The following is a 23,116-nucleotide window of genomic DNA, read 5'->3' as shown; positions in this document are numbered from 1 at the left end:
CCCCCCCCCCCCCCCCCCCCCCCCCCCCCCCCCCCCCCCCCCCCCCCCCCCCCCCCCCCCCCCCCCCCCCCCCCCCCCCCCCCCCCCCCCGCTGCGGGGCCCGGTTTGACCCTCCGGAACCGGCCCCGTAACCTAGACCGTCGGCATGTTCTAGATGATTACGTCTAGTGCGCGTCGCGCTCCTGAGCACCTTCCTCCGGCCGGGCACCGCCCGCAGGAGAGGCCGCTCGTCCAATCCGGATCCGTACGGGCCCCAGGCCCGTCTGAGCGGCTGGCTTCAGGAGCACCCGTCCCGAGTGAGAGAGAGATCCGCGTGTACGCCATCGTGCGCAGCGGTGGTCGCCAGCACAAGGTTGCTGTTGGTGACATCGTTGAGGTTGACAAGATTTCCACTGCCAAGGTTGGCGACACGGTCGAGCTCTCGACCCTGCTCGTTGTCGACGGCGACGCCGTGACCAGCGACCCGTGGGTGCTGGCCGGGATCAAGGTCCAGGCCGAGATCGTGGACCACCACAAGGGCGCCAAGATCGACATCCTGCGCTACAAGAACAAGACCGGCTACCGCCGTCGCCAGGGTCACCGCCAGCAGTACACGGCGATCAAGGTCACCGGTATCCCCACGGCTGCGAAGTAAGAGGGACTGAGACATGGCACACAAGAAGGGCGCATCGTCCACCCGGAACGGGCGCGACTCCAATGCCCAGCGGCTCGGCGTGAAGCGCTTCGGCGGTCAGGTCGTTTCCGCTGGTGAGATCCTCGTCCGCCAGCGCGGCACGCACTTCCACCCGGGCGCGGGCGTCGGCCGTGGCGGCGACGACACGCTGTTCGCGCTGCAGGCGGGTGCCGTGCAGTTCGGCACGCACCGTGGCCGCAAGGTCGTCAACATCGTTCCGGCCGCCTGATCCAGCTCCTGCTGATCAGCGGTACGTAACTTCCCGAGGGCGGATCTCAGCTCTTTCCGGCGCAAGCCGGGAAGAGAGGTCCGCCCTCGGCGCGTTGGCACATAGGCACGCTTAGGCACGTTTAATGGGCAGCAAGGCCTGCCCGGGACATTCCCGTATGTATCTGGAGGAACAACCATGACCACCTTCGTGGACCGCGTCGAGCTGCATGTCGCCGCGGGTAACGGGGGCCACGGCTGCGCCTCCGTTCACCGGGAGAAGTTCAAGCCGCTGGGCGGCCCCGACGGCGGCAACGGCGGCCGTGGCGGCGACGTCATCCTGGTGGTGGAGCAGGCGATCACCACCCTGCTGGACTACCACCACAGCCCCCACCGCAAGGCCACCAACGGCAAGCCCGGCGAGGGCGGCAACCGCTCCGGCAAGGACGGCCAGGACCTGGTCCTGCCCGTGCCGGACGGCACCGTCGTCCTCGACAAGGAGGGCAACGTCCTCGCCGACCTCGTCGGCCAGGGCACCACGTACGTGGCCGCCGAGGGCGGCCGCGGCGGCCTCGGCAACGCCGCGCTGTCCTCCGCCCGCCGCAAGGCCCCCGGCTTCGCGCTCCTCGGCGTCCCCGGCGCCACGGGCGACATCGTCCTGGAGCTCAAGACCGTCGCCGACGTGGCCCTCGTGGGCTTCCCGAGCGCCGGCAAGTCCTCGCTGATCTCGGTGCTCTCCTCGGCCAAGCCGAAGATCGCGGACTACCCCTTCACCACCCTCGTCCCCAACCTGGGCGTCGTCACGGCCGGCTCGACCGTCTACACGATCGCCGACGTCCCGGGCCTGATCCCCGGCGCCAGCCAGGGCAAGGGCCTCGGCCTGGAGTTCCTGCGCCACGTCGAGCGCTGCTCGGTGCTCGTGCACGTCCTGGACACCGCCACCCTGGAGTCCGACCGCGACCCGATCGCCGACCTCGACGTCATCGAGGAGGAGCTCAAGCTCTACGGCGGCGGCCTGGAGAAGCGTCCGCGTCTGGTCGTCCTCAACAAGGTCGACATCCCGGACGGCCAGGAGCTCGCCGACATGGTCCGCCCCGACCTGGAGGCGCGCGGCTACAAGGTCTTCGAGGTCTCCGCGGTCGCCCGTACGGGCCTCAAGGAGCTCTCCTACTTCCTCGCCGAGGGCATCGCCAAGGCGCGAGCCCGCAAGCCGAAGCAGGAGGCGACCCGTATCGTCATCCGCCCGAAGGCCGTGGACGACGCCGGCTTCACCGTCACGTACGACGAGGTCGAGGACGTCTACACGGTGCGCGGCGAGAAGCCGGAGCGCTGGGTCCGCCAGACCGACTTCAACAACGACGAGGCCGTGGGCTACCTGGCCGACCGCCTCAACCGCCTCGGTGTCGAAGACGCGCTGAAGAAGGCCGGCGCCCGCGCCGGCGACGGCGTCGCCATCGGCTCCGACGAGAACGCGGTCGTCTTCGACTGGGAGCCGACCATGATGGCCGGCGCCGAGATGCTGGGCCGCCGCGGCGAGGACCACCGCCTGGAGGCTCCGCGTCCGGCCACCACGCGCCGCAAGGAGAAGGAAGCCAAGCGCGGGGACTCGGCGCAGCAGGAGTACGACGAATTCCGGCCCTTCTGATCTGCTGCTTTGCCGTTCTCGTGGCCCGGACGGCGCAGTTGAAGTGATGTTTACCCCGGTCGCCTAGGATCCACTGGGTGAGCAGCACCAACACTCCCAGCGTTTCCGTCGTGGTGATCGCGTACAACGACGCCGTGCTCGTGGGCGAGGCCGTGGCCTCGGCTCTCGCCCAGGGCCCGGTGGTCGCCGAGGTGATCGCCGTGAACGACGCCTCGGCCGACGGCACCGCGCGCGTGCTGGACGAGCTGGCCGCCGTCCATCCCCGCCTCAAGGTCGTGCACCGCACGGAGAACAGCGGCGGATGCGGTACCCCGCGCAACGACGGGATCGCACGCGCGACCTCGCCGTACGTCCTGTTCCTCGACAGCGACGACGTCCTGCCCCCGGGGGCGGCCGACGCCCTCGTACGCGCCGCCGAGGAGCACCGCGCGCCGGTGACCGTCGGCGCGTGCGTGCGCCGCGAGCTGCCGCAGTACCACGACGTGCCCTGGATGCCCGGGCTGTACACCGCGGGCGATGTGATCGAGCGGCCCGCGGACCGGCCCGAGCTGGTCCGCGACACCCTCTGCGTCAACAAGCTGTACGACCGGTCCTTCCTGGAAAAGCATGCGATCCGCTTTCCCGACGGCCGGTTCGTCTACGAGGACTTCGTCTTCACCGCGCGCGTGCTGGCCGCCGCGCCCCGCATCGCCGTCATCGGCGACCTCGTCTACGTCTGGCACGTGCGCCGCAGTGCCGCCCAGGTGTCGATCTCCCTGGACCGCAAGGACGTCGGCAACTGGCGCTCCCGGATCGAGGCCCACCGCGCGGCCTGCCGGATCATCACCGACTCCTCCCCGCAGCTGGGCCTCGCCTGCCAGGTGAAGTTCCTGGAGTACGACCTGCGCATGTACCTGCGCGAGCTCGGCAAGGACCCCGAGTACCAGGCCGCCTGGTGGACGCTGACCCGCGACTACCTCGCCGGGTTCGACGAGGCCGCGATCGAGGCCGCCGGGGCGCACGCCCGCTGGATCGTCCGGCTGCTGCGGGCGACCCCTGCCCCGCCCGCCGACGTGGAGCGGCTCACCCGCTTCGCCGCCGAGCCGCCGCGCCTGCTGCCCCCGTACGCGACCGGCCCGGGCGGGCTGCCCGTGTGGAGCGAGGAGCTCCCGGTCGTCCTGGACGGACTGGCCGAGCTGCCGATGGCCGACCTGCCCGTCAGCATCGACGCCGAACCGGTCGGCGCCGGCCGGCTCCGGATCCGGGTGCGCGACCTGTACGGGCGCCTCTCCGAGGCCGGACCGCGCACCGCCCGGCTGCGCTTCGTACCCCGCTCGGGCGGGGAGCCCGTCCTCGACCGGCCGGTCGAGCTGCGCCCCGCCGCCGACGGTGACGGCTGGACCGCCGCGCTGCCGTTCCGGCTGACCGGCGTGGCCGCCGCCGGGCGCCGCCAGGGCCGTCGCGGCATGCAGGCGTGGGGTGTCCAGGTGGGCGTGGAGTTCGCCGACGGGAGCTCCCTGGTCACCTCCCCGCGCCCCCTCGACGACCTCCTTCACCGGCGGGCCCTGCCCAGCAGCAGGTACGGTGTTTTGCTGGCGCAGCCGTTCCGCACGGGCGGAGGTTCACTCGCCCTGCGGCTCGCGCCGGGTGCCGCGGGCGCGCTGAGCCTCGTACGCAACCGTCTCCACCGGGCCCGGGCAGGCCGCGGATCGGAGTGAAGACAGGCGGCGATCGCAAGGTCGCCCGAGATTTCGGACAGGACCCCGGACCCGGTCCGGGGACCCAGGGAGATACGCATGACTTTTCTGATCACTGGTGGCGCCGGCTACATCGGCTCCCACGTCGTCCGTGCGATGCTCGCCGCAGGTGAGAAGGTCGTCGTCTTCGACGACCTCTCCACGGGCAACGAGGACCGCGTCCCGGAGGGCGTCCCGCTGGTGATCGGCTCGGTCCTGGACCGGCTGAACCTGGACGAGACCCTCCGGAACTACAAGATCACCGGCGTGGTCCACCTGGCGGGCAAGAAGCAGGTCGGCGAGTCCGTCGAGAAGCCGCTGTTCTACTACCACGAGAACGTGCAGGGGCTTCAGGTCCTGCTGAGCGCGGTGGCCGCCGCCGGTGTCCGCAACTTCCTGTTCTCCTCCTCCGCCTCGGTGTACGGCATGCCCGACGTGGAGCTCGTCACCGAGGAGACCCCCTGCGCACCGCTGAGCCCGTACGGCGAGACCAAGCTGGCCGGCGAGTGGCTGGTCCGCGCCGCGGGCAAGGCGCACGGCATCTCCACCGCCTGTCTGCGCTACTTCAACGTGGCGGGCGCGGCCGCCCCCGAGCTCGCGGATACCGGGGTCTTCAACCTGGTCCCGATGGTCTTCGAGCGCTTCGACAAGGCTGAGGGCGCCCGCATCTTCGGCGACGACTACCCGACCCCGGACGGCACCTGCATCCGCGACTACATCCACGTCGAGGACCTCGCCGAGGCCCACGTGGTGGCGGCCCGCAAGCTCGTCGAGTGGGGCGCGCACGGCGACTACAAGGACCTCACCGTCAACATCGGCCGCGGCGAGGGCGTCTCCGTACGGGAGATGGCGCAGCTGCTGAACGAGGGCACCGGGCACACCTACGAGCCCGTCGTCGTCCCGCGGCGCCCCGGCGACCCGGCGAAGGTCGTGGCCTCGGCCGACAAGATCGCCGCGGAGCTGGGCTGGAAGGCCAAGCACGACGTCCGCGAGATGATCACCTCGGCCTGGGCGGGCTGGGAGGCCAACCGCAAGGGCGAACTGCCGCACGTCGCGCGCTGAGAAGCTGTTGTCCTTCCGGGTGTGATCGGCTGGCTGCTCGGCGTCGGGTCGATGGCCTGCGTGAAGAGGCCGACCGTACTCAGGCCGAGTCGGCCGCAGCCAGGAGGAACGGCAGGAGTGGGTGATCGCCCGGCGGCGGGTCGATACGGTCCTGGCTCCGGACAGCGCCGCTGACGCCGGCCCCCGAGCCGCCGCCGGGCCTCGGGAGGCGGACAGGCAGCCGGCGTCCCGGCCGCTGACCTGCCGGGAAATGGCCGCAGTGTGCGGCATGGACGTGGTGCCGGCGCGGGTGGGGGCATTGCGGTCGAAGGCGAAACGCCTGGTCGCCCGAGGCCGGCTGGCCGAGCCCGCACCCGGCCGGTTCACCCTCGGCCCGGGTGTGGCCGGACCAGGCGACGGGGAGGCCCTCCTCGCATGCGCCGAGCACCCGACGACCACCCAATCGAGACGGCCGTTCGAGCACCAAGCCCCCGGAGCACACGACAAAAGCTCCTTACGCGTCGGGGTGTTCCGGCAGGGCGAGCCAGTCCGACCAAGAGATCTCTCGGCCGAGGAAGCGCGGCTGCTCGAACGGCCAGTCGGCGGCGATCCACTGCGGCACCAGCTCGTCGAGGGCCTGCTCGACCTTGCTGTCCACCAGCTCGTCCACCACCCACCAGGAGATCTCGCCGTCCGCGCCGGCCCTCTCCGGTGGGTCGATGTAGACGCAGCCGAGCAGAGCTGTCTCCGCCGCGTCGAACAGCGCGTAGTTGAAAGACTGGTGTGCGGCGATCTCCTTCTCGTGCCGCAACAGGTCGGCCTGGTCGGCCTCGTAGGTCATGGTGGCCGCGGGCCAGCCCCAGGCTGGGCCGAAGATGGTCCACAGCCGCTCGCGCGAACCCATCACTGCCGGATAGTCGAGCGGGGTGTCCGCCTCCCGGATCGGCCGCAGGTGATGACCACTGCCCGGCAGCGGTACCAGGACGGGATGGACGAAGTTATCGGGGAGCCAGCTCATAGCGCCCGACCGTAGCAGCGCGCGGCCGTCCGCTCCCTGGCTTTTTCCCCGTACACCGCCAGGCCCTGCTCTCCTGCCGGGCAGTGCCCGCGATCACCCGATCGAGACTCCCGTTCGATCGACAGACTCCATGATCGGTATGGCAACGGCTTCTGAGTCCTCACGCCGCAGCGAAACAGCACGAAGCCGCCCGCCCCCGGATGCGTTTCCGGGGCGGGCGGCTTCGTGCTGCGTGCGCGGGCTCAGCGCTCGAGGAACGTGAAGAGCTCTTCCCAGCGGTCGGTGATCTCGGCGCTGGAGTAGCGCTGCACACTGCGGAAGGCGTTGTCGCCGAGCCGGTCGCGCAGTCCGCGGTCCGACATCAGCACGTCGAGGTGCCCGGCCAGCTCCATCGTGTTGCCCAGCCGGGCCAGCAGCCCGTCCTCGCCGTGCTCGACGATCTCCCGTACGCCCGGCGCGCAGTCGAAGGCGGCCACCGGCAGGCCGGTCGCCATCGCCTCCAGCAGGGTGATCGGGAAGCCCTCGGCCCGTGAGGCCTGTGCGAAGACCGAGGCGCCGCGCAGCGCGCCCAGCACGTCGTCGGTGCTGCCCCTCCACTCCACGGAGTCGTCCAGCCCGAGCGCGGTCGCGTGCGCCCGCAGTGCCGGCTCCTCCACGCCCGCTCCGTAGATCCGCAGGACCCAGTCGGGGTGCTGCGGGGCGGCTTCCGCCCATGCGTCGAGCAGCAGGTCCACGCCCTTCTCGAAGGCGAGGCGGCCGACGCTGGCGACGACCTTCTCCGTGCGGGGGGCGGGGGAGTCGGGCATGAACGGCAGCGGGTTCGGCATGCTGCCCACGTTCTCCATGCCGGCCCGGATCCACAGGTCCGCGTCCTCGGGGGTCAGCACCAGCAGCCGGTCGACCTCGGGGTAGTACCGGCGGACCCGCTCGCCGCGGGTGGACTTCTGGCTGGCCTCGAACGACTCGTGGCTCATGCCGATGACGCCGAGCCCCTTGGTGTCGGCCAGCGCCACCCACTCCATCGCCCAGACCTGCGTGACGATCACGACGGCCCCCGGGCGGGCCGCGCGGAACAGCTCGTTCAGCGTCTCCGCCTTGGCCCGCATCTTCGCCCGTCGGGCCGCCTGGCGGCGCCGCTCGGGGGCGTTCAGCCGGCCCTTGATCCCGCGCAGGCGGCGGGCCTTCGGCGGGTGGGCGTCGTACAGGGTGGTCATCGCGTACGGCAGGTCCTGCGGCAGCTTCTGCCGGATCTCCTCGGCGACCGGGGCGATGCCGACGACGTGCACCCGGTGACCCCGGTCCGTGAACAGCCGGGCCATCTGGTGCGACCAGGTCGTCACGCCGCCGAGCTCGTCGACGCTGTTGGAGACGATGAAGACGTCACGGCCGCCAGGCTGTTCGTCGCGCGCGCCGGACTCGGCGGTCTGCTGGCTCACTTGCCGCTCCTGGTGAAGAACTTCTCGACGATCTGGCGGGCCGCGTCCCCGCGGTCGTACTCGCCGAACTCGGTGAGGAAACGCTGCCGCGCCTCCGCGTACTTCGCGTCCGCCTCGTCGAAGGCGGAGAGGGCCTGCAGGAGTTCGTCGGCCGTGGCCACCACCGGGCCGGGGGCCTTCTCCTTCAGGTCGAAGTACGTGCCGCGGATGTCGGTCGCGTACTTCTCGTAGTCGTACGCGAAGAACAGCATCGGCCGGTCCAGCACCGCGTAGTCGAACATCACGGACGAGTAGTCGGTGATCAGCCCGTCGGCGAGCGCCAGCAGCGGGGTGATGTCGTGGTGCCGGGACACGTCGATGACCCGGCCCGCGACCGACGGCGGCAGCGAGACGCTGTTGAGGTAGTGGGTGCGCACCAGCAGCGTGAAGCGGTCGCCGAGCCGCTCGGCGAACTCCTCCACGTCGAAGGGGAACTCGAAGCCCTCCACCGCGCCGTCCGCGTTCGCCCGGAAGGTGGGCGCGTACAGCAGCACCTTCGTCCCCGGGTCGATGCCCAGCTCGGCGGCGAGCGGTCCGCGCACCCGCTCCCCGCTCTGCGCCTCGGCGCGCTGCGCCTCGACGAGGGCGTCGTTGCGCGGATAGCCCGTGCGCAGCAGCACCTCGTCGCGCAGCCGGAAGGCCTTGGCGAGGGTGCGGGTGTCGTGCTCGGAGCGGATCAGGAAGTGGTCGAAGCGGTTGACGGCCGCCTGGAAGCGGTCCTGGCCGGCCTTGCCCTGCGCCTTGGTGCGGGGCTCGTGGAAGCCCATGCGCTTGAGCGCGGAGCCGTGCCAGGTCTGGATGTACGTGGTTCCCTCGCGCTTGGCCAGGGCGAGGGGGAAGCCCTGGTTGTCGACCCAGAACTCGGCCTGCGCCAGCGCGCGCAGGTACGGCCAGCTCCAGCGGCGCACCAGGGTGGCCTCCTTGGGGAAGCCGGTGGGCTTGCCGCCCGCGTACGACCAGATCGCCTCGAACGGGACGCCCTGGCGGACCATCTCCTCGTAGATCGCCTTCGGGCTGTCGCTGTACTGCTTGCCCATGTGGCTCTCGAAGACGACCGTGCCCTTCTTGATCGGCAGCTTCGAGAAGACCTCGTGGTAGACCTTCACCTTCTGCTCGCCCGAGCCGAGGTTGCGGCGGGCCCGCAGGGCCTTGCGCAGACCCCGCTTGACCACGCCGGCGGCCTTGCCGTGCATCGCGCCGCTGATCAGCGTCTGGGTGCGGACGGCGGCGGCGCTCTCGGCGGTCAGGACGTACGAGAGGTTCCCCTTCTTGGTCACCTCCGGCGCGAAGCGGTCGGAGACCAGCCGGGTCAGCCGCGGACGCACGCGCAGCCGGGCCGCGGACTCCAGGTCGACCCCGCCGACGGAGACGCGGGTGGTGAGGCGCTCGCGGCCGGCGGTCAGCTTCAGGCGGACGTCCCAGACGGCGTCGATGATGCCGAGGGGGCGGACGGTGCCGGCGATGTCGGCCGTGGCGGTCCACTCGATCGTGTCACCCGCGTGGCGCACGGTTGTCGCCGGGAAGCTGAAAGACCGCACGCCGATCTGCCGGCGGGCCCGGAACTCCAGCGTGGCCCCCAGTTCCGCATCCGGGCTGATCCGGCCCAGCGGGTTCACGACGGCGCCCGAGAGCGTGACGGTGCCGCGCCCGTCGTCCTCGTACGAGGTGAGGCGGTTGCCCAGCGACAGGGAGGTGAGCGGGGTGGTGTGGAACCCCTGCTCGGTGACGTCCAGTATCCGGCGGGCCTCGGCGGCGTCGGCGCTGTCGGGGTCGTCGATGTGCCGCGCGCACCAGTAGACGCGCCCGTCGCGCTCCGCGAGCGGCGACGACAGCCGGCCCTTGTTGGTCATGGCGTCGGCGGCCGGGAGCAGGTTGTCCCAGTCCTCCTTGCCCAGCAGGTAGGCGCAGATCGCCTGGAGGTACGTGACGTGCTCGTACGCGGCCGGGTCGATGCCGGCCAGGTAGCCGTTGGCGAGGCGGGCGAACTCCTGGCGGTACGCGTCGCCCAGCAGGGGCAGGTCACGCAGGTGCAGCACCAGGTCGTGCTTGAGGAACTTGGCGTCCTTCGCGGACTTGATGTCCGTGTGCCCCTTGGAGGCGAGCAGCTCGTCGACGCGGCGGTGGATCTCCATCCGGTGGACGAAGTTCGCGATCTCGTGGCGCCGGTTGCTGATCGACTTCGCCGAGGCCTTCTCGACCACGTTCCAGTAGTAGACGTGGTTCGGGATCAGCGTGATGCGGCGGGCGGCGACGTAGGCCTGCGCGGAGAACAGCAGGTCCTCGTAGTGGATGCCGACCGGGAACTCGAGGCCCTGCTCCAGCAGGAACGCGCGCCGGTAGCACTTGTTCGTGGAGAGGGTGTCGTAGACCAGCAGGTCGGGGTCCTCGGTGATCGACTCCAGCGTGCGGGTGCGGGAGTAGATCCACGGGTACCACTCGGTGGTCTTGCCCCAACGGTTGTCGAGGTGCACGCGCACGCACATGCCGGAGACCAGGTCGGAGCCGGTCCGCTCGGCCGCGGCCAGCATGTTCCGGCAGGCGTTTCGTTCCAGCACGTCGTCGCTGTCCAGGAACATGACGTACGTGCCGGTGGCCTGCTGGATGCCGTGGTTGCGCGGGGCGCCGCAGCCGCCGCTGTTCTCGGGCAGCCGGAAGGCGCGCACTCTCCCGGGGTGCGCAGCTTCGAGCTCCTGGGCGATCGCATACGAACGGTCCTTGCTGCAGTCGTCGACGATCACGACTTCGACCCCGTGCAGGGTCTGGTCCAAAACCGACTGGACGGCTGTCGGCAGACGCTCTGCGTCGTTGTAGACGATGACGACCACGGAGACGTCAGGCACGTGCACCTCGATCCCTTCGTTCCATTCCGCTTAACCCGTCAAAGCTACCGTGTGCCGCGCGCGGATCCGGCAGGCCGACCCTCGGCGTGCATACTTCTTAGGAAGAGGTGTGTGGCGGGTCCGGTCGCCGACAATCACCCGTTCGGACCCAGCAGGAAGTGTTCATGACGAAGCTGTCCGTAGTCGTCCCTTGCTACAACGAAGAAGCCGTGATCGATAGCTTCGACGTGGAGATCCGCAGGGTCCTGGACTCCCTGCCCGTGGAGTACGAGGTCTGCTACGTCGACGACGGAAGCCGCGACGGGACCCTCGCCAAGCTCCGCAAGATCGCCGCCGAACACGGCGACCGCACCCGGTACGTCTCCTTCAGCCGCAATTTCGGCAAGGAGGCCGGCATGCTCGCCGGCCTGCGCGAAGCCACCGGCGACGCCGTCGTGATCATGGACGCCGATCTCCAGCACCCGCCGGAGCTCATCGCCACCATGCTCGACTACCACCGGCAGGGCCACGACCAGATCATCGCGCGCCGCACCCGCGAGGGCGACAAGAAGGTCCGCTCCGCGCTCAGCCGCCTCTACTACCGGGGCGTCAACCGCTGGGTCGACGTGGAGCTCACCGACGGTGTCGGCGACTTCCGCCTGCTGTCCCGGCCCGCCGTGGACGCGCTGCTGTCGCTGCCGGAGTACAACCGCTTCTCCAAGGGCCTCTTCTCCTGGATCGGCTTCGACACCGTCCACTTCGACTACCGCAACGCCCAGCGCGAGGCCGGCGAGACGAAGTGGAAGTTCGGCTCCCTGCTGAACTACGCCATGGACGGGCTGATCTCCTTCAACAACCGGCCCCTGCGCATCGGCATCTGGGCGGGCGTGTCGCTGGTGGCGCTGACCGCCCTGTACGCCGTGTACATCGCCGTCATGGCCATGACCAACGGGGTCGACGCCCCCGGTTACGTCACCCTCGTCGCGATCATCGTCGGCATCGGTGGCGTACAGATGATCATGCTGGGTCTGATCGGCGAGTACATCGGCCGCATCTACTACGAGACCAAGCGCCGCCCGCACTTCCTGGTCAAGGAGGCGCACGGCGCGGACGCGCAGGCCCGGCCCGACACCACCGGGGTCCAGGGGGAACGCGAACGCGGCGGCCTGTCCGCCGCGAGCCTGAGGGTCTCCGCCGAGCGCGAGGTGCGCTGAAGCATGCGATCCCAGTGGGGCCAGATCCTCCGCTTCGGCCTCGTCGGCGCGGTCAACACCGGCACCTTCTTCGTCATCTACCTGCTCCTGCACCCGTGGATGCCGTACTTCCTCGCCTACACCCTCGCCTTCCTGCTGGCGATGGTCGGCTCGTTCTTCATGAACACCTACTTCACCTACCGGACCAGGCCCACCTGGAAGAAGTTCCTCCTCTTCCCCCTGACGAACGTCACGAACTACGTGATCCAGTCCGCCGGGCTCTACGCCCTCGTGACCTGGGCCGGGCTCGACACCCGGATCGCCCCGCTCGTCGCCGCCGTCGTGGCCATCCCGTTCACCTACCTGCTGTCCCGCAAGATCCTGGTCCCGGGCGCCGCCGCGCAGACCGAGGACCCGGAGCCGGCCCGCAGCGGGTCCACGGGCTGAGTCCACCGTCTGAAACCCCTGAGCGGCCGCTCGGGGACACCCCGTAGATTGAGGTGGCAGACGTACCGGCAAGGGGCAAGGGGACAGACGTGTCAGCGGCTAGGCAAGGTGTCGTGGACGCCCGCAGGATCGTGGTCAAGGTCGGATCCTCCTCCCTGACCACCGCGGCCGGCGGACTCGACGCCGACCGGGTGGACGCCCTGGTCGACGTACTGGCCAAGGCCCGCAGCGGCGGCGAGAAGGAGATCGTCCTCGTCTCCAGCGGAGCCATCGCCGCCGGGCTCTCCCCGCTCGGCCTGCGCCGCCGTCCCACGGACCTGGCCCGGCAGCAGGCCGCCGCCAGCGTCGGGCAGGGGCTGCTGGTCGCCCGGTACACCGCCTCCTTCGCCCGGTACGGCGTCCGCGTCGGCCAGGTGCTGCTGACCAGCGACGACACCAGCCGGCGCGCCCACTACCGCAACGCGTACCGGACCCTGGACCAGCTCCTGGCCATGGGCGCGCTGCCGGTGGTCAACGAGAACGACACCGTCGCCACGGACGAGATCCGCTTCGGTGACAACGACCGGCTCGCGGCCCTCGTCGCCCACCTGGTCCGCGCCGACCTCCTCGTTCTCCTGTCCGACGTGGACGGCCTGTACGACGGCGACCCGTCGCTGCCCGGCACCACCCGCATCGACGAGGTGCGCGGCCCCGAGGACATCGCACACGTCTCCATCGGCAGCGCCGGCAAGGCGGGCGTGGGCACCGGCGGCATGGTCACCAAGGTCGAGGCGGCGCGGATCGCGGCGGCGGCCGGCATCCCGGTCGTCCTCACCTCGGCGAGCCAGGCGGCGGACGCCCTGGCCGGGCGGCCGACCGGCACGCACTTCCACGCCACCGGCCGCCGCTCGGCGGACCGGCTGCTGTGGCTCCAGCACGCTTCGACCCCGCAGGGGCACCTGGTCCTGGACGAGGGCGCCGTACGCGCGGTGACCGAGCGCGGCAGCTCCCTGCTGCCCGCCGGGATCGCCGCCGTCGAAGGCGAGTTCGTCGCCGGCGACCCGGTGGAACTGCGCGCGCCCGACGGCCGCGCCGTGGCCCGCGGGCTGGTCAACTTCGACGCCAAGGAACTCCCGCAGCTCCTCGGCCGCTCCACCCGGGAACTGGCGAAGGAACTCGGCCCGGAGTACGAGCGCGAGGTCGTACACCGCGACGATCTGGTCCTGCTGCAGGGCTGAGGTTCGGTAAAACCGCCGCGCGGCGGGCCGGGGACTGGTCAACTGTGAGGGGCGGACAGGCATGGCGCAGACAGGAGGCGGGCTGGTGAGACGAGCGCTGACCAGCATCAGCGGCGGCGGGGACGGCGAGCAGGACGAAGCCTCCCGTCTCTGGCACGTCACCCTGAGCGTCTCGGGCAAGCCGGCGCCGCTGTCGGAGGTCCGGCGCGGGCTGGAACAGCTGGCCCACGACCACCCCTTCCTCCTCACCAGCCGGTACGCCGACGACCATGCGGAGATCCGGTACTGGGAGGAGGCCCGCGACCTCCACGACGCCGCGGCCGTCGCCCTGCGCCTGTGGGGCGAACACCGCTCCTCGGCGCAGCTCCCGCCGTGGGAGATCGTCGGCCTGGAGGTCATCGACCGCGCGACGTACCACCTCCGCGTGGCGGAAGGCTACGGCCCGCCTCCCGCGCACCCCGTAGGCGTCCACCCGTACTAGCCGTGTCCGGCCCCGTCGGCGTTTGAGGCGCGGGGGGCCCGGGGGCAGAGCGCCCGGGGAACGGTGGAAGGGCGGGCAGGGGACGAGCCCCGCAGGGCGCACCACCCGCAGCCGGCCGGGCACCGAAGAGCCGGCATCTCGCGGGATGGAATCCCGTCGGCCCCGGCCTGGCCGGGGACTACCCTGGGCGGCATGACCTCGCTCGACGCCCCCGTCTCGCCCGTGATCGCCACCGCGCAAGCGGCCCGCACCGCCGCCGCCGTCATCGCCCCCCTCCCGCGGTCCGCCAAGGACGCCGCGCTGCTGGCCATCGCGGACGCCCTGGAGGCCCGTACGGCCGAGATCGTCGCCGCCAACGCCGTCGACACCGACAAGGCCCGCGCCGCCGGCACCAGCGAGACCGTCATCGACCGCCTCACCCTCACCCCGGAGCGCGTCCGCGCCATCGCCTCCGACGTGCGCGACGTCGCCGCCCTCCCCGACCCCGTCGGCGAGGTCGTCCGCGGCTCGACCCTCCCCAACGGGATCGACCTGCGCCAGATCCGCGTCCCGCTCGGCGTCGTCGGCATCATCTACGAGGCCCGCCCCAACGTCACCGTCGACGCCGCCGCCCTCTGCCTCAAGTCCGGCAACGCGGTCCTGCTGCGCGGCAGCTCCTCCGCCTACGCCTCCAACACCGCCCTCGTCGCCATCCTCCGCGACGCCGTCGAGAGCGCAGGGCTGCCCGCCGACGCGATCCAGCTGGTCCCCGGCGAGTCCCGCGACTCCGTCCGCGAGCTGATGCGCGCCCGCGGCCTCGTCGACGTCCTCATCCCGCGCGGCGGCGCCTCCCTCATCAAGACCGTCGTCGAGGAGTCCATCGTCCCGGTCATCGAGACCGGTACCGGCAACTGCCACGTCTACGTGGACGCCCAGGCCGACCTCGACATGGCCGTGGACATCCTCGTCAATTCCAAGGCGCAGCGACCCTCCGTCTGCAACTCCGCCGAGACCCTCCTCGTCCACCGCGACATCGCCGACGCCTTCCTGCCGCGCGCCCTCGACGCCCTCGCCGACGCCGGCGTCACCGTCCACGGCGACGCCCGGGTCCTCGCGGCCGCCGAGGACTCCAAGGCCACCGCGCTCCCCGCCACCGACGAGGACTGGGCCGCCGAGTACCTCTCCTACGACATCGCCGCCGGCGTCGTGGACTCCCTCGACGACGCCGTCGCCCACATCCGCCGCTGGACCTCCGGCCACACCGAGGCGATCGTCACCACCTCGCAGGCCGCCGCCCGCCGCTTCACCCAGCTGGTCGACTCGACCACGGTCGCCGTAAATGCCTCCACCCGGTTCACCGACGGTGGCCAGTTCGGTTTCGGCGCCGAGATCGGCATCTCCACGCAGAAGCTGCACGCCCGCGGCCCGATGGGCCTCCCGGAGCTCACCTCCACCAAGTACATCGTCACGGGCGACGGTCACGTCCGGTAGTCGGACCCCGAACACCGGGTGGTCGGATTTCGGCGCATCCCCTGCCCAAAGCAGCCCCCCAGGTCTAGGCTGTTGCTGTGCCGGACGACGTGGGGGGCAAGTTCCCGGACGACGGGGAGCCCGACAACGACGACCGCGGAGGCGCGGATCAGGACTTCGCCTCCGTGGTGTTCGACGAGGACTTCGTCCGGAGCGCCGAGATCCATGAGCCGAGCGCCGCAGAGCGCCAGCGGGCCGCCGACCGGGCGCGCGCGGAGGCGGAAGCCGCCCGCGCCGTCGCCGGCGGCTGGACGTCCGATGACGACTACGACGGGTACGGCTACGGCCGCCCCGACGGGTACGGCACCGACGAACCCGGCTGGGAACACGGCCCCGGCTCCGCGGAAGGCCCGTACGGGGCCTACGGCGGCTCCCTGCGCCCCTACCGGGGCCGCTCGCCCTGGCTGCGCCCCGTCGCCTGGGTGCTCGCCTTCGTGATGGGCCTCGGCATGGTCGCCCTCGCCTTCAGCGCCGTCTACCGCAGCGCCTCGAGCGATGCGGACCACGCTCCCGCGCCCGCCACCACCCCGCTGACGGAAGTCAGCGGCGCCGGAGCGTTTATGTACCCCGTCGGCCGCCAACCCTGAAGGTACGACCCCACTCGCGTTCGTCGGAGCTGGGGGCTTCTCTGAAGCGGGGACAGCGGGGAGAAGCAATGGCCGTGCCAGGAGATCCACCCGACGGCACCCCCGAGGGCATCGGCGGGGGCGACGAGGAATTCCGGTCGGACGAGTACCGATCGGTGGTGTTCGACGAGGACTTCGTCCGGGCTGCCCGGCTCCAGGAGTTCTCCGCCCAGGAGCGGATGGGCGAGCATGCGCGGGCCGTACGCAGCCGGTCCGTCTGGTCCGGCGGCGGCCCCTCCCGGCACCGGACCGGCACGCCCGGCCGGGGAGCCCGCCAGGGCATGCTGCTGGTGCTGCTCATCGCCGTGGCCTTCGCCGCGGCCGTCTACATGGGCCTGAGCAACCCGACCGCACCCCCGACCACCGACCGGACCGATCCGCTGAGCAGCACGGTCGTGCCCCTCGCGCCGAGCACCGCCGTGCCCGGCGGACGGCCCGTCGACCTGTACGCGAAGAGCCCGGCGGCCGATTACCGCGTCGGGGCGGCCGGGATCACCCTGCCGGCCGTACGCCGCACGCACCACTTCACCGAAGGGCAGGTCGTCACCGCCCTGTCCATCGCCAAGGACTACCTGGTGCAGTCCTCGCTGGACCCCGACGTACTGGCCGGCGCCGCCACTCGGCCCGTGCGCGTCCTGCTCGACCCCGACCAGCTGGCGCAGTTCGACCGCAGCATGACCTCGCCCTCCGGCGACGGGCGGCACGCGGCCACCGGCTGGCTGGTCCGCTTCGACCCGGGCACGGCCCTCGTCGCCGACACCCGGGTCCGGGTCAGCGGAACCCTGGCCTTCGACGAGGTCTCGACGGACATCCTCGAGGTGATCACCGACCACACCTTCGTGTACGCCGTGCGTCCCACCACCGGATCCCCGGCCGCGGCCGACGGCGCCTCGCTCTTCACCGTCCGGCGCGAGCTGCGGCTGCGCTTCGACCGGGAAGACCTGGCGGCCCGGCGGGCGGAGCTCGTCCAGGCCTATGTGATGGCCGGTCCGCAGGACTGCTCCACCGATCCCGCCGAAGGCTTCCGCCCGGTCCTGGCCGGGGCGGGCCCGACCACGGTCGGCCCGGCCGCGAGCGACCCGTACGCCAGCGGCACCCCGCGGCGCACCGCCGGGCTGTGCGGCGTACTGGCGCCGCCCACGGACGCCGGGACCGCCCCCGTCAGCCCTGCTCCGTAGCGGGGCCGCCCTTGTTCTCGGAGCCCGCGCCGGAGCCCGTACCGCCGCCGGCCGCGCCCGTGAACTTGTCGCGCAGCTTGCCGCCGACGTCGGCCGCGCCGCCCGCGATGTCGCCGACCAGTTTGAACAGCGGGTCCTTGCTGTTGCGCACCGCGTCCGCGTAGTGCGAGGCCGACTCCCGGAAGGAGTCCGTGACCGAGGTGTCCTTGTCCTCGTCCCGCCGGGGGTAGTGGCCGTCCATGATCCGCTGGTAGTCCCGGTTCTGCGCCCACTTCTTCAGCTCGGCCGCCCGCACGGTGGTGAAGGGATGCGTCCGCGGCAGCATGTTGAGGATCTTCAGCACGGAGTCGCGCAGATCGCCGCTCGACTCGTACTCCTCGGCCTGGGCCAGGAACGAGTCCACGTTCATCTCGTGCAGGTGGTTGCCGCCCGCGATCTTCATCAGGCCCCGCATCGAGGCGTGCACGTCCTGCCCGACCAGCAGCCCCGCCCGGTCCGCCGACAGCTCCGACTTGCGGAACCACTCCCGCAGCGCGGTCACGATCGCCATGATCGCCACATTGCCCAGCGGGATCCACGCCACCTTCAGCGCCAGGTTCGTCAGGAACAGCAGGATCGTGCGGTACACCGCGTGCCCCGAGAGCGCGTGGCCCACCTCGTGGCCCACGACCGCCCGCATCTCCTCCTCGTCGAGCAGCTCGACCAGGCTCGTCGTCACCACGATGATCGGCTCGTCCAGCCCGATGCACATCGCGTTCGGCTTCGGGTCCTGCTGCACGTACATCTCCGGGACCTTCTCCAGGTCCAGGATGTAACAGGCGTCGCGGAGCATCTCGTACAGGTGGGGGAACTGCGTCTCGCCCACCCGGACGGACTCCGACAGGAACATCAGCCGCAGGCTCCGCTCCGGGAGCAGCCCGCTCAGGGCCTTGAACACGGTGTCGAACCCGCTCAGCTTGCGCAGCGCCACCAGCGCCGAGCGGTCCGCCGGGTGCTCGTACGCGCGCGAGGAAATACCGGGAAACCTCCTGCGGTCCCGCGCCGGCACCTTCTCGAACCCGGTCTCCGTCATAACGCCCTCCCCCTTGATCGGCCTGTGCGCTTGTGCGTCTATCCTCTCCAACGCCGGAGTCGGCGTGAGCGTGCCCCAGGCCCCCGCATACGATGTGAGCGAAATCTCCGCCCGCTCCCCGACTCGATAGGTATCTGCCTGATGAGCCTCTCCACCACCGCCCACAACCTGGTCGTTCTCGCGTCGGAGGGCGCCGAGCAGCACGGCGGCAACCACGACAGCCTGAACCCGTACCTGACCGGTGGCGGCGCGCTGTTCATCCTGCTGCTGATGCTCTGGGTGACCACGCGCCTGAACCGCGACCGCTGAACCCGCGCTCGCGCACACGCTCGAATGCGGGTCCGCACCGCTCCGCCGGGCCAGTAGGCTCTGCGCTCATGGGAGAGCAGGAGATGCCTACCGGCCCGGTCAAGCGCCGGCTCGGCGTGATGGGCGGGACATTCGACCCGATCCACCACGGACACCTGGTGGCCGCCAGTGAAGTGGCCGCTCTGTTCCACCTCGACGAGGTGGTGTTCGTACCGACCGGCCAGCCGTGGCAGAAGTCGCAGCGCGCCGTGTCCCCCGCCGAGGACCGCTATCTGATGACGGTCATCGCGACGGCCTCGAACCCCCAGTTCTCGGTGAGCCGCATCGACATCGACCGCGGCGGGCCGACGTACACGATCGACACCCTGCGGGACCTGAGCGCGCTCAACGAGGACGCCGACCTCTTCTTCATCACCGGCGCCGACGCCCTCGCGCAGATCCTGACCTGGCGGAACGCCGACGAGCTCTTCTCTCTCGCCCACTTCATCGGAGTGACCCGGCCGGGCCACGTGCTCACGGACGACGGGCTCCCCGAGGACGGCGTCTCCCTGGTGCAGGTGCCCGCGCTGGCGATCTCGTCCACGGACTGCCGCGCACGGGTCGCCCAGGGGGATCCTGTCTGGTATTTGGTGCCCGACGGTGTGGTGCGCTACATCGACAAGCGTGAGCTGTACCGGGGAGCCTGAGCTTCCGGAGAGAGGGGCCCCGCGGTGAACGACCGACAGGATCCGTACGACCCGTACGCCACCCATGAGCAGCAGCTCATCGGCTACGACGCGTATGGGCGGCCGGTGTACGGCCAGGTGCCCGCGCAGCCCGCCCAGTACGAGCAGGCGTACGAGCAGCAGTACGGCTACGACCAGCAGGGATACGGCCAGCAGGCGTACTACCCGCAGCCGCAGCAGCCGGCCGCCCCGGACCACGGGCAGCAGGAGTACACCCAGGCCCCCGCCTACGGGTACGACACCCAGCACGCGCAGCAGCAGTGGATCCCCCAGCAGACCGCCCCCGAGCCCCCCGCCCCGGCCCCCGCGGCCGAGCCGCAGCCCCCGCGCCCCGCCCAGGTCCCCGAACCGCGCCGTGCCGAGGAGGACGGGCAGGACGCCCCCGACTACCGCACCGAGCAGTTCGCGTTCATCGACCAGCAGGACGAGGACTCCGAGGACGTCATCGACTGGCTCAAGTTCACCGAGAGCCGGACCGAGCGCCGTGAGGAGGCCCGCCGCCGCGGCCGCAACCGGGTGGTCGCCCTGATCGTCGTCCTCGCCCTCTTCGTCGTCGGCGGCGTCGGCTACCTCTGGTACGCGGGCAAGCTGCCGTTCCTCGACGGCCCCGGGCAGAAGAAGGACACCGCGTCCGCCGCCGGACCGCAGAAGCGCGACATGATCGTCGTCCACCTGCACAACACCAAGAAGGGCGGCACCTCCACGGCGCTGCTCGTCGACAACGTCACCACCAAGAAGGGCGCCACCGTCCTCCTGCCGAACACGCTGGGCGTCCCCAAGGACGACGGCACCGCCGCGGCCCTCGGCAAGGCGGTCGAGGACGGCGGCGTGGGCGTACGGGACTCCCTCGACTCGGTGCTCGGCACCCACATCGGGGGCACCTGGCGCCTGGACACCCCCTTCCTGGAGAACCTGGTCGAGCTGGTCGGCGGCATCGAGACCGACACCGACGTCGCGGTCCCCGCCGACGACGCCGCCAAGATCCCGGCCGTGGGGCAGGGCCAGAAGCAGCACCTCAGCGGTGCGATGGCCGTCGCGTACGCCACGTACCGCGGCCAGGGCGAGCCGGAGGCCAAGCAGCTGGACCGGTTCGGCAAGGTGCTCTACGGGGTGCTGCGCAAGATCCCCGGCGATGCGAAGTCGGCGACCGTCACCGTCGAGAGCATGGGCCAGATCCTCGACCCCTCCCTGAACGCGCAGGACCTCGGCGCCCTGCTCGCCAGGCTCGGCGAGCACGCCAAGGAAGGCACCGGCGGGTACCGCACGGACGTCCTCGCGGTGAAGCCGGACGGCACGCTCACCGACGACGCCAACAAGAACGTCGTCAAGGAGGTGCTCGGCGGCAGCTTCACGGCGGCCCAGGCCGGCACCGCGCCGCGCGTCGGCCTCAAGGACGCCACCGGCGACGACAAGACGCAGGTCGCGGCCAAGGCAGCCCTGCTGAACGGCGGCTACAACTTCGTGGACGGCGGCAAGGCGGACAAGACCCAGCCCGCCACGCAGATCACGTACCAGGACGACGCGCAGCGGGCGAAGGCCGTCGAGGTCGCCAAGACGCTCGGCCTGCCGGAGACCGCCGTCAAGAAGGGCGAGAACGCCGTGAACGCCGACGTCGTGGTGACCCTGGGCAAGGACTACAAACCGTCCTGACCCGGGCCTGACCTGGCCCTCAGGTGGTGCCCCGGCCCGCGTACGACGCTGTGCGCGGGCGGGGTCGGCGGTACATGAGACCCTTGTAAGGATCTGCCCGCCAACCCGAAAGCATGGCCAGTGACCGCCACGGACCGCTCCATCGAGCTCATCACCGCCGCCGCCCAGGCCGCGGCCGACCGGCTCGCGCACGACATCATCGCGTACGACGTCAGCGACGTGCTGTCGATCACCGATGCCTTCCTGCTCGCCTCGGCGCCCAACGACCGCCAGGTCAAGTCGATCGTCGACGAGATCGAGGAGCGCCTGCTCAAGGAGCTCGGCGCCAAGCCGGTGCGCCGCGAGGGCGACCGCGACGCCCGCTGGATCCTGCTCGACTACATCGACATCGTCGTCCACGTGCAGCACAGCGAGGAGCGGGTCTTCTACGCGCTGGAGCGCCTGTGGAAGGACTGCCCCGAGATCGAGCTGCCCGAGGACGCCAAGCTCACCAAGGGCAAGGCGGAGGAGCACGCCAAGCTGCGCGAGGCGGCGGGCGACGACGAGCTGGACGGTGATCTGTTCTGAGCGCGACCGCCACCGGGAAGACCGGCCGGAAGATCGTCCTCTGGCGACACGGCCAGACCTCGTGGAACCTGGAGCGCCGCTTCCAGGGCTCCACGGACATCGAGCTGACCGAGACGGGTGTGGCGCAGGCGCGCCGCGCCGCCCGGCTGCTCGCCTCGCTGCAGCCGGACGCCATCGTGGCCTCCGACCTGAAGCGGGCCGCGGCCACGGCCGCCGAGCTGACCGCCGTCACGGGCCTGGCCGTGACCCACGACGCCGCGCTGCGCGAGACGTACGCCGGTGAGTGGCAGGGCCTCACGCACGACGAGATCATCGAGAAGTACGGCGAGCAGTACGCGGCGTGGAAGCGCGGCGAGCCCGTGCGCCGCGGCGGCGGCGAGCTGGAGACCGAGGTCGCCGACCGGGCGGCGCCGGTGGTGCTCGAGCACGCCGGCCGGCTGCCCGAGGGCGGCACGCTCGTCGTGGTCAGCCACGGCGGGACCATCCGTACGACCATCGGCCGGCTGCTGGGCCTCGAGGCGTACGACTGGGAGAGCCTGGGCGGGCTCTCCAACTGCTGCTGGTCCGTCCTCGGCGAGGGCGCGCGCGGCTGGCGTCTGATGGAGCACAACGCCGGCACGCTGCCGGAACCGGTGCTCGGCGACGACGACTGAGCCCGCCTCAGGGCGGCTCCCACCCGGATTTCACTTTCCGGCTGGTCACAGGCTAGAGTTCTTCTTGTTCGCAGCGCAGAACACCGGAAACGGGGGGAGCGCGGCGGAGAGCGGGGCTATAGCTCAGTTGGTAGAGCGCCTGCATGGCATGCAGGAGGTCAGGAGTTCAATTCTCCTTAGCTCCACAATCAGGATCCCGTCCCCAACAGGGGGCGGGATCCTTCCGTTTGTTCCTTCGGTGCCTGCTGACCTGCCCCGTACCCGCGTGGCAGAATCGGAGCGCCGGAGGGGGAGTCGACGGCCCGATGCGGGAGGGAGTCGCTGACGGATGGGTGCACACCGGCGGCGGTGCGACTGGTGCAACAACGGCACGCCGATCGTGCGGGACATGGACCCGGTCAACCCCGACTACCAGTACTGGTGCGAGGAATGCGCGCGGGCGCTGATCATAAAAGGCGACCCGATCGAGACCTACCGCGAGCTGGAGGGGGAGCCGATCTACGGCCGGCTGCTCGACGAGCACTGCACGCTCAAGCGGTTCTACCAGTTCGCCAGAGCCTAGAGCCGCGGCGCGGAACGGGGATGAGGCACGGGTCCGGAAAGGGGCGAACCGGGCAAAACTGAACGCCCGGAAATCGATTTTTGGACCTGGGCCATGACCGTGTAATGTTCTCGATGTCGCCAGGGGGAACCGGCAAGGGAAACCGAACAAGGGCCCGGCGGCAGAGAAACAAGGGGCTATAGCTCAGTTGGTAGAGCGCCTGCATGGCATGCAGGAGGTCAGGAGTTCAATTCTCCTTAGCTCCACAGAAGAGAAGCGGGGGGAGGGGGGGGGGGGGGGGGGTGGGTTGGGGGGGGGGGGGGGGGGGGGTGGGGGGGGGGGGGGGATTTGCGTC

22 protein-coding genes and 2 tRNA genes are annotated in these 23,116 nt (G+C 71.0%); 20 read left to right on the top strand and 4 right to left on the bottom strand.

Annotated features, from left to right (window positions below):
• Nucleotides 1-313 precede the first annotated feature (313 nt).
• The 5 genes from rplU (at nt 314) to galE (ending at nt 5,302) form a co-directional block, all read left to right on the top strand.
• Complete coding sequence (rplU, locus tag ACZ49B_RS05760; RefSeq protein ID WP_030159347.1) at nt 314-634, top strand: 50S ribosomal protein L21; 321 nt, start codon at nt 314-316, stop codon at nt 632-634.
• 13 nt (nt 635-647) lie between these two features.
• Nucleotides 648-902 (top strand): 50S ribosomal protein L27, encoded by a 255-nt coding sequence (gene rpmA, locus ACZ49B_RS05755; protein WP_008738950.1) that lies wholly within the window; start codon nt 648-650, stop codon nt 900-902.
• Between the two features lie 177 nt (nt 903-1,079).
• Nucleotides 1,080-2,525 carry a GTPase ObgE gene (obgE, locus tag ACZ49B_RS05750; RefSeq protein WP_030862386.1) on the top strand — a complete coding sequence of 482 codons (1,446 nt, stop codon included), beginning with the start codon at nt 1,080-1,082 and terminating at the stop codon, nt 2,523-2,525.
• A 77-nt stretch (nt 2,526-2,602) separates the two neighbouring features.
• A complete protein-coding gene (locus ACZ49B_RS05745) occupies nt 2,603-4,222 on the top strand; it encodes a glycosyltransferase family 2 protein (protein ID WP_468300734.1) in 1,620 nt (539 codons plus the stop codon).
• Nucleotides 4,223-4,300: 78 nt separating this feature from the next.
• Complete coding sequence (gene galE, locus ACZ49B_RS05740) at nt 4,301-5,302, top strand: UDP-glucose 4-epimerase GalE (protein WP_468300732.1); 1,002 nt, start codon at nt 4,301-4,303, stop codon at nt 5,300-5,302.
• A gap of 493 nt (nt 5,303-5,795) precedes the next feature.
• Here the strand turns inward: galE and ACZ49B_RS05735 are convergent, their stop codons facing one another.
• The 3 genes from ACZ49B_RS05735 to ACZ49B_RS05725 form a co-directional block, all read right to left on the bottom strand.
• The gene (locus tag ACZ49B_RS05735) at nt 5,796-6,299 is read right to left on the bottom strand and encodes a GNAT family N-acetyltransferase (protein WP_351592323.1); all 504 of its coding nucleotides are present in this window, start codon (nt 6,297-6,299) and stop codon (nt 5,796-5,798) included.
• A 242-nt stretch (nt 6,300-6,541) separates the two neighbouring features.
• Nucleotides 6,542-7,735: a glycosyltransferase gene (locus ACZ49B_RS05730; protein ID WP_468300730.1), complete on the bottom strand. Its 1,194-nt coding sequence runs from the start codon at nt 7,733-7,735 to the stop codon at nt 6,542-6,544.
• A complete protein-coding gene (locus ACZ49B_RS05725) occupies nt 7,732-10,620 on the bottom strand; it encodes a bifunctional glycosyltransferase/CDP-glycerol:glycerophosphate glycerophosphotransferase (RefSeq protein WP_468300728.1) in 2,889 nt (962 codons plus the stop codon). The genes ACZ49B_RS05730 and ACZ49B_RS05725 overlap by 4 nt, the downstream gene beginning before the upstream one ends.
• A 158-nt stretch (nt 10,621-10,778) precedes the next feature.
• Here ACZ49B_RS05725 and ACZ49B_RS05720 point away from each other — a divergent pair, with 158 nt between their 5' ends.
• The 7 genes from ACZ49B_RS05720 to ACZ49B_RS05690 all read left to right on the top strand — a co-directional run bounded on the left by ACZ49B_RS05720 (nt 10,779) and on the right by ACZ49B_RS05690 (nt 17,244).
• On the top strand, nt 10,779-11,807 hold the full coding sequence (locus tag ACZ49B_RS05720) for a glycosyltransferase family 2 protein (protein WP_468300726.1): 1,029 nt from the start codon (nt 10,779-10,781) through the stop codon (nt 11,805-11,807).
• 3 nt (nt 11,808-11,810) lie between these two features.
• Nucleotides 11,811-12,233 carry a GtrA family protein gene (locus ACZ49B_RS05715; protein ID WP_468300724.1) on the top strand — a complete coding sequence of 141 codons (423 nt, stop codon included), beginning with the start codon at nt 11,811-11,813 and terminating at the stop codon, nt 12,231-12,233.
• A gap of 89 nt (nt 12,234-12,322) precedes the next feature.
• Nucleotides 12,323-13,450, top strand: coding sequence for a glutamate 5-kinase (proB, locus tag ACZ49B_RS05710; RefSeq protein WP_053786815.1), 1,128 nt, complete (start codon nt 12,323-12,325; stop codon nt 13,448-13,450).
• A gap of 61 nt (nt 13,451-13,511) precedes the next feature.
• Complete coding sequence (locus ACZ49B_RS05705; protein ID WP_078613336.1) at nt 13,512-13,931, top strand: hypothetical protein; 420 nt, start codon at nt 13,512-13,514, stop codon at nt 13,929-13,931.
• A gap of 192 nt (nt 13,932-14,123) precedes the next feature.
• Nucleotides 14,124-15,401: a glutamate-5-semialdehyde dehydrogenase gene (locus tag ACZ49B_RS05700; RefSeq protein ID WP_468300721.1), complete on the top strand. Its 1,278-nt coding sequence runs from the start codon at nt 14,124-14,126 to the stop codon at nt 15,399-15,401.
• Nucleotides 15,402-15,478: 77 nt separating this feature from the next.
• Entirely contained in the window at nt 15,479-16,027 is a 549-nt protein-coding gene (locus tag ACZ49B_RS05695) for an SCO2584 family spore wall biosynthesis protein (protein ID WP_468300719.1), read from the top strand.
• Nucleotides 16,028-16,095: 68 nt separating this feature from the next.
• The gene (locus ACZ49B_RS05690) at nt 16,096-17,244 is read left to right on the top strand and encodes an SCO2583 family membrane protein (protein WP_468300717.1); all 1,149 of its coding nucleotides are present in this window, start codon (nt 16,096-16,098) and stop codon (nt 17,242-17,244) included.
• Here the strand turns inward: ACZ49B_RS05690 and ACZ49B_RS05685 are convergent.
• Entirely contained in the window at nt 17,228-18,316 is a 1,089-nt protein-coding gene (locus ACZ49B_RS05685; RefSeq protein ID WP_468300715.1) for a M48 family metallopeptidase, read from the bottom strand. The two genes, ACZ49B_RS05690 and ACZ49B_RS05685, sit on opposite strands and share 17 nt — an antisense overlap.
• A gap of 141 nt (nt 18,317-18,457) precedes the next feature.
• Here ACZ49B_RS05685 and ACZ49B_RS05680 point away from each other — a divergent pair, with 141 nt between their 5' ends.
• The 8 genes from ACZ49B_RS05680 (at nt 18,458) to ACZ49B_RS05645 (ending at nt 23,027) form a co-directional block, all read left to right on the top strand.
• A complete protein-coding gene (locus tag ACZ49B_RS05680; RefSeq protein ID WP_037635354.1) occupies nt 18,458-18,625 on the top strand; it encodes a hypothetical protein in 168 nt (55 codons plus the stop codon).
• Nucleotides 18,626-18,693: 68 nt separating this feature from the next.
• Complete coding sequence (nadD, locus tag ACZ49B_RS05675; protein WP_030297205.1) at nt 18,694-19,311, top strand: nicotinate-nucleotide adenylyltransferase; 618 nt, start codon at nt 18,694-18,696, stop codon at nt 19,309-19,311.
• Nucleotides 19,312-19,335: 24 nt separating this feature from the next.
• Nucleotides 19,336-21,000, top strand: coding sequence for an LCP family protein (locus tag ACZ49B_RS05670; protein ID WP_468300713.1), 1,665 nt, complete (start codon nt 19,336-19,338; stop codon nt 20,998-21,000).
• A gap of 120 nt (nt 21,001-21,120) precedes the next feature.
• Nucleotides 21,121-21,567, top strand: a complete 447-nt coding sequence (rsfS, locus tag ACZ49B_RS05665) for a ribosome silencing factor (RefSeq protein WP_030297201.1) — start codon at nt 21,121-21,123, stop codon at nt 21,565-21,567.
• Nucleotides 21,564-22,220, top strand: a complete 657-nt coding sequence (locus tag ACZ49B_RS05660) for a histidine phosphatase family protein (RefSeq protein ID WP_468300780.1) — start codon at nt 21,564-21,566, stop codon at nt 22,218-22,220. The genes rsfS and ACZ49B_RS05660 overlap by 4 nt, the downstream gene beginning before the upstream one ends.
• Nucleotides 22,221-22,332: 112 nt before the next feature.
• Nucleotides 22,333-22,405 (top strand) — tRNA-Ala (locus ACZ49B_RS05655).
• 143 nt (nt 22,406-22,548) lie between these two features.
• Complete coding sequence (locus ACZ49B_RS05650; protein WP_008738908.1) at nt 22,549-22,782, top strand: hypothetical protein; 234 nt, start codon at nt 22,549-22,551, stop codon at nt 22,780-22,782.
• 172 nt (nt 22,783-22,954) lie between these two features.
• Nucleotides 22,955-23,027: transfer RNA gene (locus ACZ49B_RS05645), tRNA-Ala, on the top strand.
• Nucleotides 23,028-23,116: the final 89 nt, after the last annotated feature.

It is taken from the genome of Streptomyces sp. NPDC031132, assembly GCF_055570595.1.
This window is presented reverse-complemented; position numbering and strand designations above follow the sequence as displayed.